Source organism: Acinetobacter sp. PC34 (genome assembly GCF_051789135.1).
In the GTDB taxonomy this organism is placed as follows: domain Bacteria; phylum Pseudomonadota; class Gammaproteobacteria; order Pseudomonadales; family Moraxellaceae; genus Acinetobacter; species Acinetobacter johnsonii.
This window is the reverse complement of record NZ_CP196664.1, coordinates 1963958-1977361: the sequence shown is the minus strand read 5'-3', so window position 1 is coordinate 1977361 and position 13404 is coordinate 1963958. Positions and strand designations below refer to the sequence as shown.

The window sequence follows — 13404 nt, the reverse complement described above, 5'->3', positions numbered from 1 at the left end:
ACTGAGGACAAGATGATAGAAGTGGTAGATGGGCAACGTAAGCTCGAAGCTTGTAAACGAATCGTTGTTAAAATCGGATCATCTTTACTCACAGCAAATGGGCAAGGTCTAGATATAGATGCAATTTCGCATTGGGCGAAACAAATTGCAGATCTACACAATGCAGGACATGAGATTATTCTGGTGTCGTCAGGAGCTGTGGCTGAAGGTATGGTTCGTATGAAGCTAGACAGCCGACCCACCGATCTACCCAGTCTTCAGGCGTGTGCTGCCATTGGTCAGATGGGCCTTATTCATACGTGGTCAAGTGTGCTTGAAAAACATCATATTCAGACCGCGCAAGTGTTATTAACCCATGATGATTTGGCAGACCGTCGTCGTTATTTGAACTCGTGTGACGCTTTACAGAACTTGATTGAATGGCATGTCATTCCTGTAATCAACGAGAATGACACGGTTTCGACCGATGAAATTCGCTTTGGTGACAATGACACGCTTGCTGCGATGGTTGCAGGTCAAGTCCATGCAGATTTGTTAATTATTTTGACTGATCAGCAAGGTATGTTCGACTCAGATCCACGTTCAAATCCAGACGCTAAACTGTTCCATACTGTGCGTGCTCTAGATGAGAGTTTGTTTGATATGGCTGGCGGTGGCGGCAAGTTTGGTCGTGGTGGTATGTTGACCAAAGTCCGTGCTGCACGCTTAGCTGCAAAGTCTGGCTGTCCAACGCTGATTGCCAGTGGTGAAAGCGACAATGTGCTTGCGCGTTTGATGGATGGTGAAATGCTCGGGACATTGTTTATTACAGATAATGACCGCATTACCGCTCATCAACAGTGGTTGGCGGCTCACTTACAAACTGCGGGTCGTTTAGTGTTGGATGATGGTGCTGTCAAAGCCATTAAAGATAATCATCGTAGTTTACTTCCAGTTGGTGTGAAAGCTGTGGAAGGGCATTTTGAACGCGGTGACGTGGTTGAATGTGTTGATATCCAAGGTGGCCGTGTTGCGGTCGGGCGTGTCAACTTTAGTTCGCGCTCTGCGGAGCTGGTAAAGGGCTTGGCGTCAGATAAAGTTCACCAAGTTCTAGGTGAAGCACGTTCACTTGAGATGATTCATCGCAACCACATGGCGATCTACTGATTTAAATGCATTAAAAAAAATCCCGCTTTCGAGCGGGATTTTTTGTTTTAAAGCAAAAGTTATTTGATATAGCCTTTTTGAATGAGGGGCTTAAATAAGTAAAAGTGAAGGGTGAGTGCCCATTGCATGATTTTCTCTTTATAGAGATTCCAAAGCTTTAATCCAAAGAAGTTTAAGGCAAAAGCCAATAGAAAAGCGCCGAGCATATCTAAAGGAAAATGTACACCAAGATAGACACGTGACCATGCAACCAGCCAAGCCATGACCAAGAGAAAAATTCCCAGTTTACGCTGCGCAGAGAATAGATAAGAAAAGGCGATACTGCTAAAAATCAGCATATGGTCACTTGGAAAAGAGCCATTGGGTGCATGGTAAATGAGAGTGCGTCCGACCTCCATGACAAAAGGCCGTGGGTGATAATACACATGAGAAATACATTGGCTGATCAAAATGGCGATACTGGTAAAAATAAACGCCTTCAATATCTGTTTTTTAGTGTCATAGTTACCACGTAGCCAAAACCAAGCAAACAGTAAAATCATACAATAGAGCAGGTCATTGGCGATAAAAATGGCAAAATGAATACTGGTATTAGTGGCTTCAGGAGAAGCATTAATCCATGAAAAAAGCGATAAATTAAGTTCTGAAAGAGTCATGAAAGTGGATTGTGTTTATAAATACGGAAGAGAGTCATAATTTTGTCATATTGTTAAAATAAAAAAGACCACAAAAATGTAGTCTTTTTTAACAGTTCAATGTAGTTGAACTAATTAGCTTTCAGTTTTAGAAATCAAATGACGTTTGAAGGTAGAAGGTACGTGGTTGCCCTACATATTTTCCGCCTGTTGAGTCAGTAGAACGTGTGAAATATTGTTTATCAAACACGTTTTTAACGCCACCCGCGATTTTTAAACCGTGAAATTGCTCACCAAAGTCATATGCTGTACGCACGGCAAAAGTGGAATAACCTGGAATATCACCTAATTTTCCATCAGCCGATTCGTCAGTTTGATAGGTATCACCCGAACCTGGAGAATGCTGCTTAGATTGGGCAAACATATCTGCATTGACTCTCCATTGATTCACTTTATAGCCTAAACCAACATTTGCTGTGTGACGTGAGTAGAATGGAAGATCTTTGTCTTCAAAGTCGCCTGCTTCAGCCACAGCTTTGGTGAAGGTGTAGTTGCTATAGAGTTTTAAGCCCTCAAGCGCATCGGTTAAATAGGCAAAGTCATAAGCCAGACCAAGTTCTACACCTTTGTGGCTGGTTGCGCCTAAGTCTGTCCAAATGCCATTGTTCTGGGCATCGCGTTCTAAAATTAACTCTTTTTTGAAGTCTAAATAAAACGCGGTTAATTCTGCATTTAGACCATTGCCTAAATATTTCGTCCCAATTTCATAGTTATTGGACTTTTCAGGATGCAAGCCATCAGTTGTGCTTTGTGCAACACCACCTTCTAAACGTGCCAATTGGTTATATTGCTGTGGGCCGAATGAAACGCCCGCATTGGCAAAAATGTTCCAATTGTCTGTTGCTTTATACATGACCGATAGGCTGGGTAAAAACTCATGTGAATCAATTTTTGGAGAAACGGTATTAACTGCTACGCCTTGGTTATAGGCAGTAAAATTGTTATGCGTTTCAATTGATTCAAAACGTAGTCCCGGTGTGATGACCCAGTTACCTAAATCGAAGCGGTTATCTGCATAAATTGCATGTGCTTTAGTGCCACCTTCACTCGTGGTACGTGCTTTAATTTCGGTCACAGGTACATTCAATGCATATGTCGATGAGCGACCTGAGAACTCAGAACTATCTTCATCTAAATAACGATAGCCGATAGTGAATTCGCTATTTGAGTTACCTAATTGGTATGCACGAGACCAGCGCGGTTCAATGGCAAAAACTTTGTAGTCGCGTGGAGAGGTGTCCATACGCGAAGTCGTTGCACTAACATCTGTCTCTAAGTCGCTCGTGCGAAATGAGTCAATATAATAGGTCAGCAATTCAAAGTTATTTTTTCATCTTGATGGGTATAGCGGAATGACACATCTGAGCGGCGACCAGAAAAATAATTACGTGACTTATTTGACTGATAAGGGTTTTGTGCATATTTTTCAGCAGTTAAGCCTTCAGGCATTTCACCATAACCTTCATAGTGATATAGGTTTAAGGCAATCGCATCCGCATCTGTAATTTGATAGGCCATTTTTAACATGACATCGTCAATGTCAGTTTTATTATTGGCTTCACGGTAGCCATCACCTTTTGTGCCAGAATACAGTAAAGCAAGGCCTAAACCATTATCTAAGGTTCCGCCTACAAATAAGTTCGGGCTGTATTTGACTTGATCTGTACCCGAAGCATATTCGGTCGTTAGGCTGACATTACCTGCAAACTCTTGAGGAATCGCGCGAGTTGCAAAGTTAATGATACCGCCAACGTTCTGCGGTCCAAAACGTACAGAGCCTGCACCACGAACCACATCCACAGATTCAATATTGCCTAATGATACTGGTGCTAGAGAAAGCTGAGGCTGTCCATAAGGCGCAAATGATAGCGGGACACCATCAAGCAGTACTGTAGAGCGAGGAGATAAACGAGAGGCTAAACCACGGACCCCAATATTGAGTGAAACATCACTGCCACCAGTACCATTATTTTCTTGGACTTGAACACCAGGCACTTGCTTCAGGGCATCTTTAATTGAAGTCGCAGCAACTTCATCTAAGCGATTGCGAGTAATAATCGTACGAGCGCCTGCATGCTTTTGCACTTTCTCTGCATTGGCATCTTCTAACCAGTTGCCTTGTGCTTCAAGTTTGATGGTCGGAAGCACATTGTTGCTGGTTGCTTCAGTGAGTTCTTCTGCTTGTGCATAGGTCAAGCAGCTCATAGAAAGTCCAATCGCAATACTGAGTTGTTTGGCTTTGAATAATCTGCGATCCTGCAGATGAAGACGTGATGAAATCATTCTTTTGTGCGCAATCCATAATAAAGAGCGCGGCTATCATATGCTGAACTTTGTTGAAATTAAATAATAATCATTATCACTTATTGCAATTAAAACACTAAAATTAATAGGCGAATTAAAGTTTTATTGATGGATACACAATAAAAAAGCCACGTTTAACATGGCTTTTGAGATGAATTTGAATGAAATCTATTATTTAAGTTGAACAGTACCATTTGCATTCACAGTGATTTTAGATTCACCGCCTGCAACATCTTGCATTGGCGCATCAGCTGCTGCAAATTTTGCACTTTCTGCACGCATCATGACTGGGCGAGGGTAGTAGTTGCTGGTATTAATGTTTAAGTTAACCAAGTTATAACCTGACTTACTCCATGCTTGTGCTAATGATTGCGCACGCTGTTGAAAGTTTTTCGATGCTTCAACAATCAGCTCATTTTCCACTTTCTTACGTTGTGTGTCGGACACACTGAAGCCGATTGACTGTGTTTGGAAGTTTTGCTGTAGCTCACCAATCAATTGGCTCGCCGCTTTAAAATCGGTACTTTCTAAATTAATTTCAGCACGACCACGCCATTCTTTTAACTTTTGGTTGTCATCGTTGTAAATTGGGTAGGTGGTTTGAGAACCTGTTTCGACTTTTACGCTTGGATATTTACGAGCTAAAGCTGTGGCTTGATTCATCAGCTGCGTAATTTGTGTAGCGAGCTCGGCAGGTTGTTTGTTACTACGTTCAACGTAAAGCGTTGCATTCATTAAATCGTTGGATACTTGGCGTGTTGCCTCGGCCTGAACATTGACAATATTGTAGTTTAATTGGTTCTCAGACTGAGCAAAAACTGCTGAGCTAAATAAAGCACTAAGCGCGATTGCTGGGATGAAGAATTGACGCATTTTTATTCCTTTTTTATTTAGGAGGAGTTTTGCAACATTTGTAAAAAGCTTAAAGCCAATTTGTGGTGAATTTGCGAAAATATTGTGGTTCGATTGTAAAAAAAAGGTATAAAATATTTTTCAGAAAAACCTAGATAAATCTATTTATTTCAAAAACTTATTTTTCAACCAAGGTGAGTATTTTGAATTTTTGTGGCGAAGTTGAAAAATAAATAAATTCATCGGCTTTTCTTTACGTTGTCACACTATAAGAGGATAATTTAAGCTATGGTTTGGCATGATATATTTTTTTAGTAAATTTCTGGCAGATAATGTGCAAAAGCTGTTTATTTTATTGAAAATTTCTGTATCATCCGCCTCCTAGTTATGAAGTATCCAAACTCTATCTGACTAGAATTTATAAAGCGCCGAGTCAAAGGACCAAAAGTCACCCGACTTATTTCTTTCAACCCATATCAGAGATGGTAATTCGATATGAGCGTTTCTTCTGTAAACCCTGCCACTAATACTACTAACGAATACTATTTGACTCGCCAAAGTCAGATGGAATCCAATGTTCGTAGCTATCCACGGAAATTACCGTTAGCGATAGCCAAAGCATTAGGCTGCTGGGTTACTGATGTTGAAGGTACAGAGTACCTCGATTGTTTAGCTGGGGCAGGAACATTGGCTTTGGGCCATAATCATCCTGCGGTAATTCAAAGTATTCAAGATACACTTGCAAGTGGCCTTCCTTTACATACTTTGGATTTAACGACACCTTTAAAAGATGCATTTACTGAAGCATTGCTTGAACAATTACCAGGCGGTAAGGAAGAGTATTGTTTACAGTTCTGTGGTCCATCTGGTGCAGATGGCACGGAAGCAGCAATTAAATTAGCGAAGACGTATACCGGTCGTAGCACAGTGATTAGTTTCTCTGGTGGCTACCATGGTATGACGCACGGCGCTCTTGCAATGACAGGTAATCTGTCTGCGAAAAATGCTGTAAATGGTTTAATGCCAGGCGTTCAATTTATGCCGTATCCGCATGAATACCGTTGCCCACTTGGTTTAGGTGGCGAAGCGGGTGTGGATGCTTTGACATATTTCTTTGAAAACTTCATTGAAGATGTTGAAAGTGGTGTAACCAAGCCAGCTGCTGTCATTCTTGAAGCAATTCAAGGTGAAGGCGGTGTGGTAACAGCGCCAACCAAATGGTTGAAAAAAATCCGCGAAGTGACTGAAAAACACAACATTGTGTTGATTCTTGACGAAGTTCAAGCAGGCTTTGCACGTTCAGGCAAAATGTTCGCATTTGAACATGCGGGTATTGAACCTGACGTAGTAGTAATGTCTAAAGCCGTTGGTGGTAGCTTACCACTTGCTGTATTGGGTATTAAACGTAAGTTTGATGCTTGGCAGCCAGCAGGTCACACGGGTACTTTCCGTGGTAACCAATTGGCAATGGGTACTGGTCTTGCAACGATCAAAACTATCAAAGAACAAAAGCTTGCGCAAAATGCACAAGAACGTGGTGATTTCTTACAAGCTGAATTTAAAAAGCTTGCTCAAGAGTTCCTATGTATCGGTAACGTGCGTGGTCGTGGTTTGATGATTGGTGTTGAAATTGTTGATGAGCGTAAACCAGCGGATCATATGGGGTCTTTACCTGCAGATGGTCAACTGGCAGCAGCGATTCAAGCGGCATGCTTTAACAACAAGTTATTGTTAGAAAAAGGCGGTCGTAACGGTACAGTGATTCGTTTACTTTGCCCACTTATTATCACTCAAGCTGAATGTGAAGAAGTAATTGTTCGCTTTAAGAAAGCAATTGCTGAAGCACTTGTTGCAACTCGAGGCGCGTAATCATGGTTGATTTTGCAGAACACCGTAAGGCGTTACTCTGCAATGATGCTGCATCCATTGCTGACTATTCGTCAGCAATGGACCAAGCGACTAAAGCAGTTGCAGCATGGTTGCAAAATGATAAAATGTACACAGGCGGTAGCATTAAAGAGCTACGCAGCGCGATTGCATTTAATCCTTCTAAAGAAGGTTTGGGTGTACAAAAGTCACTTGAACGTATGATTGAGCTTTTCTTAAACAAAAGCTTAAAAGTCCATCACCCGCACTCGCTCGCGCATTTGCACTGCCCAACTATGGTGACTAGTCAAATTGCTGAAGTGCTGATTAATGCAACGAATCAATCAATGGATTCTTGGGACCAAAGTCCTGCAGGTTCATTGATGGAAGTTCAGTTGATTGACTGGCTTCGTCAAAAAGTGGGTTATGGTGCAGGTCAAGCTGGTGTGTTCACTTCTGGTGGTACACAGTCAAACTTGATGGGTGTACTGCTTGCACGTGATGCATGTATTGCGAAAAACTGGAAAGACGAAAACGGTAATCCGTGGTCTGTACAGCGTGATGGCGTGCCGGGCGATGCGATGCGCAACGTCAAAGTTATTTGTTCTGAAAATGCACACTTCTCTGTGCAAAAGAACATGGCGATGATGGGCATGGGTTTCCAATCAGTCGTAACCGTTCCTGTGAACGAAAACGCTCAGATGGATGTGGATGCACTTGAAAAAACCATGGCTCACCTTCAAGCTGAAGGTAAAATCGTGGCATGTGTGGTTGCAACTGCGGGCACAACCGATGCAGGTGCGATTGATCCACTGAAGCAAATTCGTGAAATCACCAACAAATATGGCGCGTGGATGCACATTGATGCGGCGTGGGGCGGTGCTTTAATCCTATCGAACAATCACCGTGATATGTTGGATGGGATCGAGCTTTCTGACTCTATTACGCTTGATTTCCATAAGCATTACTTCCAAACCATCTCTTGTGGTGCGTTCTTGTTAAAAGATGAAGCGAACTATCGTTTCATGCACTACGAAGCTGAGTATTTAAACTCAGCTTATGATGAAGAGCATGGCGTGCCAAACTTGGTGTCTAAGTCACTTCAAACAACCCGTCGTTTTGATGCGTTGAAGCTTTGGATGACTGTTGAAGCACTTGGTGAAGAGCTCTATGGTTCTATGATTGACCACGGCGTTACTTTAACTCGTGACGTTGCTGATTATATCAATGCAACTGCTGGTTTAGAGATGTTGGTTGATCCACAATTTGCATCTGTATTGTTCCGTGTGGTTCCAGCAGGCTATCCAGTAGAATTGCTTGATACCTTAAACCAAAACGTTGCAGATGAATTGTTTGCACGTGGTGAAGCGAATATTGGTGTAACTAAAGTAGGCCAAAATCAATCATTGAAAATGACGACTTTAAGTCCAGTTGCGACTTTAGATAACGTGAAGAACCTGCTTAGTCTTGTCCTTGCAGAAGCGGATCGTATCAAAGGTCCAATCGCAGATGGAACCTATACACCTGCAATTGCTTAATCGATTGTTTGTGTTAAAAAAGGAGCTGATATCAGCTCCTTTTTTATGTGTTCTAAATATTAAAGAACATAACATCACTGGCTAAGTTTCTAATTTTAATTATGTTGGAGATGCTTTATTTTTCTATGAAGTAGTTGTCGATATCTGCTTCAACTATGATTTTCAGGAAAATGAGCTTCAATAGTTAAGACTAAAGCTAAATATTCGGGCTTTTGATTTTCAACAGGCAAATGATTTCCTTCACGAATTTTCAAGTTAAAGGTATGACCTGCACGACAGGCAAGTCCTTATCATAATCCCGAAAAATTGGGGGGTAAATAAACGTGTTTGGCTAGCTGTCATGGGAAATGTCGCACTCATATGACTTGTCACGCTTATTACGAAAAATGAATGGTTAAGGCGGCAGTAAGGGGAGGAGAAACCCAAAATCTCCTTCTTTGAGCTATCTTTTAGAAAAAAGATAAAGCGGTGTCGTCAGAAATACCCATTATTCGGACAAATATTTCTAAAAATAAGAAAAGTACCTGAGTCTGAAAGTCATAAATTTGCTCTCGTATTTGAGATGAGCATGCTATTTTTCAGTAATAAATAAGGGATAAAAGGTAAAAATTAAGACCTAAATGATGCTCAATTTTCTAAATATGACACCACTCATTTGTCATTTATAGGTTATGAAATTCTGACAAATGGCGAAAATTTATATGGATTTTGCATATAGGTATACGCAAAGTTTTATAGATTAGAAGGGATATTCAATGTTAAATAAATCAAAGTCTATGGAGTTCTTTTTTGCTTTATGTATTGATTCTAAATGTGTTTTATTTTTTATAAAAGCGTAAAAGATGTTTATGTAAAATGAATTACGCACTCTCGGTATATCGAAATAAGAAAAATTCTTTACGTGTTTAGACTGGGTGAAATTGAACAAAGTGTAACGAATCATGGAAAAATAAAAATAAAAATAAACATCATGAAAGTGTCACAATGCTGTAACTTGCTTGTCATATTCTGAAATCAAAATGCAGTTATCCAAAAAAGTACAAGACTGAATAAAAAGTGGCGTACTTCAAAATGTTTAATATGTGAGATAACAAATATGCGCTTAAACCATATCGCACTTGCAGTAGTAGTTTCTGGGGCAGCTGTAGCAACCACGGCAAACGCAGCTCGTGACACAATCCAAATTGCGGGTTCTTCAACAGTTTTACCATATGCAAGTATTGTTGCTGAAGAATTTGGCAATACTTTCCCACAATTTAAAGCACCAGTTGTTGGTTCTGGCGGTTCTTCAGGTGGCTTAAAACAGTTCTGTAATGGTGTGGGTGATAACACAATTGATATCGCAAACGCATCTCGTAAAATTAAAGATACAGAATTAGCTGCTTGTAAGAAAGCTGGTGTGAACCAAGTGATCGAAATCAAAATTGGCTATGACGGTATTGTATTCGCTTCAAATGCAAGCAAAGCAGCATATAAATTACGTCCACAGCACGTCTATGCAGCTTTAGCAGCGCAGTTACCATCTAACGGTAAAATGGTTGCAAACCCATATACACGTTGGAACCAAATTGACAAAAGCCTTCCAAACGAACCAATCACTTTAGTGATTCCAGCATCAAACCACGGTACACGTGAAGTGTTCCAAGAAAAAATGGTTGATGCAGGCTGCGAAACTTATGCAGCAATCAAAGCAATGGATAAAGATGCACAAAAGAAAGCATGTTCAACTTTCCGTAAAGACGGCAAAGTGATTGAGATTGCGGGTGACTACACTGAAACTTTAGCGCGCTTAAAAACCTCGCCTAGCGCAGTAGGTGTGTTTGGTTTGGGTTTCTACGACCAAAACCGTGACAAGTTACGCGTAGCTACAGTGAACAATGTTGCACCATCTGAAAAGACGATTTTGAATGGTTCATACCCAGTTTCTCGCCCACTATTCTTTTACGTGAAGGGTGAGCACTTGAAATCAATCAAAGGCTTAAAAGAATACACGGAATACTTCATCAGCAAGAAAGTATCAGGTAAAGGTTCTAAGCTTGAGCGTGCTGGTTTGATCTCAATGTCAGACAAAGAGCGTGCAGCAGTTCTTGCGAACTTCAAAGCAGGCAAAGCGGTTAAGTAATTAAGCGTAGAAACAGTCAACGGTAGGCAAGTCCTACCTTTGACGTTTTTTACTAGGATTAAGTTTTTTCAAATAATGAAAATTGAAAGAACCGTGGAGAATACATGAATCTGCTACTTATAGGTGTGTTATTGGCACTGATTGCCATAGCCTATCAAATGGGCTTAAGTCAGAGCCGTAACTTAGCAGGTAAGGGAAATAATTCTGCAAAATTACACTCACGTCCGGGGTATTACGGTGCGTTAGTGGCTTTGTGGTGTGGTATCCCTGCTTTTTTAATTTTGATTGTTTGGAATATTGTTGAACCAAATGTTTTGAATCATGTGGTGTTAAATCACGTGCCAGCACAAGTCGCTGCAACCTTAGATGCTGCTAGTACGGATGTGTTGATTAACCGTGTAGAAGCGATTGCCTCAGGTTTTGGTGTCACAGATACACCAGCCGCGTATGAGCTTGCTGCTGCGGAGCAACTGGCGAAGTTTCAAAGCATTGGAACATTTGCAAAAATTGCAGTGGTGATTTGTGCTGCACTGGCAGGTTTAGTCGCTGCGAAAAAGCGCATTGCAACTCAATTCCGCGCGCGTAACCAAGTTGAAAAAACCATTAATGTTGCACTTGCGCTCTGTTCTGGTGTCGCGATTCTAACCACGATTGGTATCGTGATGTCGATGTTCAGCGAAGCGATGCGATTCTTCCACTTCGTGAGTCCACTCGACTTTTTCTTCGGTACAGAATGGAACCCAGGTTTTAGTACTTCAGGTAGTGCAGAGGGCAGTTATGGTTTGCTTCCTCTACTTTGGGGCACCTTAATGGTCAGTGGTATTGCACTCTTGGTTGCAGTCCCTGTGGGTTTAATGATCGCGATCTATCTTGCTGAATATGCATCTTCTGGTTTCCGCTCATGGGCAAAACCAACCATTGAAGTGCTCGCAGGGATTCCAACCATTGTTTACGGTGTATTTGCACTGATGATCATTGGCCCATTCTTTAAAATGCTTGGCGAATCCGTTGGTTTACACATCAACGCAACCAGCGCACTCACTGCTGGTTTCGTCATGGGGATCATGATTATTCCTTTCGTATCATCGCTGTCTGATGACATTATCACGCAGGTGCCACGTGCATTACGTGATGGCTCATTAGGTTTGGGTGCGACAAAGTCTGAAACCATTCGTCAGGTGGTGATACCTGCAGCACTTCCGGGCATTATCGGCGCGTTCTTGCTTGCAGCGTCACGTGCCATCGGTGAGACCATGATTGTGGTGCTTGCAGCAGGGAATAGTCCTTTATTGCATGCCAATCCACTTGAAGCCATTTCAACTGTGACCATTACCATCGTAAACCAATTGACCGGTGATACTGACTTTGCAAGCCCGCAAGCTTTGGTGGCATTTGCACTAGGTCTGACCCTCTTTGTAATTACGCTTGGTTTGAACATTGTTGCACTGTACATCGTGCGTAAATATCGTGAGCAATACGACTAATGACGACTTCTAATAGCACAGCAGATCAAGTATTTGATCCACAACATGCGGCAGAATTACGAGAAAAGCGTAAGCAAACGATCAGTAATTCATTGGCAAAACGTCACCGTAAAGAAAAAAGCTTTCGTTTCTTTGGTTTCTCAGCAGTGATTGCAGGTTTATTCTTTGTCGCGCTACTTTTTGGCAGTATTTTATCGAAAGGCTTACCTGCTTTTTGGCAAAGTAGCATGAGTTTACCCGTGTACTTTGACCCTGCCATTATTACGACAGGTGCAAAACCTGTACAGCGTGCAGGTGAATCTCCAGCACAGTTTGAAGAGCGTTTTATTGCTTGGCAAACTGAAATGGGTATGGTGGATTGGGATGCTTTAATCGTGAATGCCATGATTGCAAAAGATCCAGCACTTGGTTCTAAACGAGATGACTTGGCTTCTTTGTACACTAGTTCTGAAGCATATCGCTTACGTGATATGGTGATGAAAGATCCATCATTGGTCGGTAAGAAAGAAGACATTAAAGTGCTTGCTGATGCAAACGTTGATGTGTGGCTCGCAGGAAATATTGACCGTAGTTTGCCTGATGAACAGCAACAGTTGAGCCCAGAAGTTCGTCAACTTGCCGATGAAATGAAAGCTTCAGGGGTAATGGAAAATACTTTCAATACCAACATCTTTGTCAGTCCAGACTCGCGTAGTTCTCCTGCAACTTCAGGTTTAGCAGGGGCATTCATGGGGTCGCTGTTCATGATGCTGATCGTGATCATTATTTCGATTCCAATTGGCGTGGCATCTGCAATTTATCTTGAAGAATTTGCGCCTAAAAACTGGATCACTGATGTCATTGAAGTCAATATTAACAACCTTGCAGCTGTACCATCAATTGTCTTTGGTTTGCTCGGTGCTGCGATCTTTATTGGCTGGATGCATTTACCGCTTTCTGCGCCATTGGTCGGTGGTTTGGTGCTGAGCTTAATGACTTTACCAACGGTGATTATTACGACACGTGCATCGTTGAAAGCTGTACCACCTTCAATTCGTCAGGCCGCTTTAGGGCTAGGTGCTTCACGTGTACAAACCGTATTCCATCACGTTTTACCACTTGCACTACCAGGGATTCTAACAGGTGCAATTATTGGTGTAGCGCAAGCATTAGGTGAGACTGCACCGCTGTTATTAATTGGTATGAGTGCATTTGTTGCAAGTGTACCTACAACTCCATTTGATCAATCGAGTGCTTTACCTGTACAGATTTTCTTGTGGCAAGGTAATGAGCTGCGTAACTTCTTCGAAGGACGTACAGCAGCTGCGATTATTGTTCTGCTTGCAATGATGATTGGACTCAACAGTATTGCAATTTGGTTACGTAAGAAATTTGAAGTCCGTTGGTAAGTGAGGGCA

8 protein-coding genes and 1 pseudogene are annotated in these 13404 nt (G+C 41.7%); 6 read left to right on the top strand and 3 right to left on the bottom strand.

Annotation, left to right across the window (positions count from 1 at the left end; translation table 11 throughout):
- Positions 1–12 precede the first annotated feature (12 nt).
- Positions 13–1146 carry a glutamate 5-kinase gene (proB, locus tag ACSC9N_RS09580; protein ID WP_005399671.1) on the top strand — a complete coding sequence of 378 codons (1134 nt, stop codon included), beginning with the start codon at positions 13–15 and terminating at the stop codon, positions 1144–1146.
- Positions 1147–1205: 59 nt separating this feature from the next.
- On the opposite strand, the gene ACSC9N_RS09575 is transcribed toward proB, so the two are convergent.
- The 3 genes and pseudogenes from ACSC9N_RS09575 to ACSC9N_RS09565 form a co-directional block, all read right to left on the bottom strand.
- Entirely contained in the window at positions 1206–1802 is a 597-nt protein-coding gene (locus tag ACSC9N_RS09575) for a phosphatase PAP2 family protein (protein ID WP_010326458.1), read from the bottom strand.
- Positions 1803–1929: 127 nt separating this feature from the next.
- A pseudogene (locus tag ACSC9N_RS09570) lies at positions 1930–4124 on the bottom strand (TonB-dependent receptor family protein).
- A 192-nt stretch (positions 4125–4316) separates the two neighbouring features.
- Positions 4317–5018, bottom strand: coding sequence for an SIMPL domain-containing protein (locus ACSC9N_RS09565; RefSeq protein ID WP_010326459.1), 702 nt, complete (start codon positions 5016–5018; stop codon positions 4317–4319).
- Between the two features lie 474 nt (positions 5019–5492).
- Between ACSC9N_RS09565 and ACSC9N_RS09560 the strand changes: the two genes are divergently transcribed.
- The 5 genes from ACSC9N_RS09560 (at position 5493) to pstA (ending at position 13395) form a co-directional block, all read left to right on the top strand.
- Positions 5493–6866 (top strand): diaminobutyrate--2-oxoglutarate transaminase, encoded by a 1374-nt coding sequence (locus ACSC9N_RS09560; RefSeq protein ID WP_010326460.1) that lies wholly within the window; start codon positions 5493–5495, stop codon positions 6864–6866.
- Positions 6867–6868: 2 nt separating this feature from the next.
- Complete coding sequence (locus ACSC9N_RS09555) at positions 6869–8401, top strand: pyridoxal phosphate-dependent decarboxylase family protein (protein ID WP_058952076.1); 1533 nt, start codon at positions 6869–6871, stop codon at positions 8399–8401.
- Positions 8402–9497: 1096 nt separating this feature from the next.
- Positions 9498–10523, top strand: coding sequence for a substrate-binding domain-containing protein (locus tag ACSC9N_RS09550; RefSeq protein ID WP_004693599.1), 1026 nt, complete (start codon positions 9498–9500; stop codon positions 10521–10523).
- Between the two features lie 104 nt (positions 10524–10627).
- Positions 10628–12007 carry a phosphate ABC transporter permease subunit PstC gene (pstC, locus tag ACSC9N_RS09545; RefSeq protein ID WP_058952075.1) on the top strand — a complete coding sequence of 460 codons (1380 nt, stop codon included), beginning with the start codon at positions 10628–10630 and terminating at the stop codon, positions 12005–12007.
- Positions 12007–13395 (top strand): phosphate ABC transporter permease PstA, encoded by a 1389-nt coding sequence (gene pstA / locus ACSC9N_RS09540; RefSeq protein WP_058952074.1) that lies wholly within the window; start codon positions 12007–12009, stop codon positions 13393–13395. The genes pstC and pstA overlap by 1 nt, the downstream gene beginning before the upstream one ends.
- Positions 13396–13404 lie beyond the last annotated feature (9 nt).

What these genes read in the sequence shown, in the direction of transcription:
- proB (WP_005399671.1), top strand. Translation starts at nt 13, where the DNA reads ATGATAGAAGTGGTAGATGGGCAACGTAAGCTCGAAGCTTGTAAACGA.
- ACSC9N_RS09575 (WP_010326458.1), bottom strand. Translation starts at nt 1,802, where the DNA reads ATGACTCTTTCAGAACTTAATTTATCGCTTTTTTCATGGATTAATGCT.
- ACSC9N_RS09565 (WP_010326459.1), bottom strand. Translation starts at nt 5,018, where the DNA reads ATGCGTCAATTCTTCATCCCAGCAATCGCGCTTAGTGCTTTATTTAGC.
- ACSC9N_RS09560 (WP_010326460.1), top strand. Translation starts at nt 5,493, where the DNA reads ATGAGCGTTTCTTCTGTAAACCCTGCCACTAATACTACTAACGAATAC.
- ACSC9N_RS09555 (WP_058952076.1), top strand. Translation starts at nt 6,869, where the DNA reads ATGGTTGATTTTGCAGAACACCGTAAGGCGTTACTCTGCAATGATGCT.
- ACSC9N_RS09550 (WP_004693599.1), top strand. Translation starts at nt 9,498, where the DNA reads ATGCGCTTAAACCATATCGCACTTGCAGTAGTAGTTTCTGGGGCAGCT.
- pstC (WP_058952075.1), top strand. Translation starts at nt 10,628, where the DNA reads ATGAATCTGCTACTTATAGGTGTGTTATTGGCACTGATTGCCATAGCC.
- pstA (WP_058952074.1), top strand. Translation starts at nt 12,007, where the DNA reads ATGACGACTTCTAATAGCACAGCAGATCAAGTATTTGATCCACAACAT.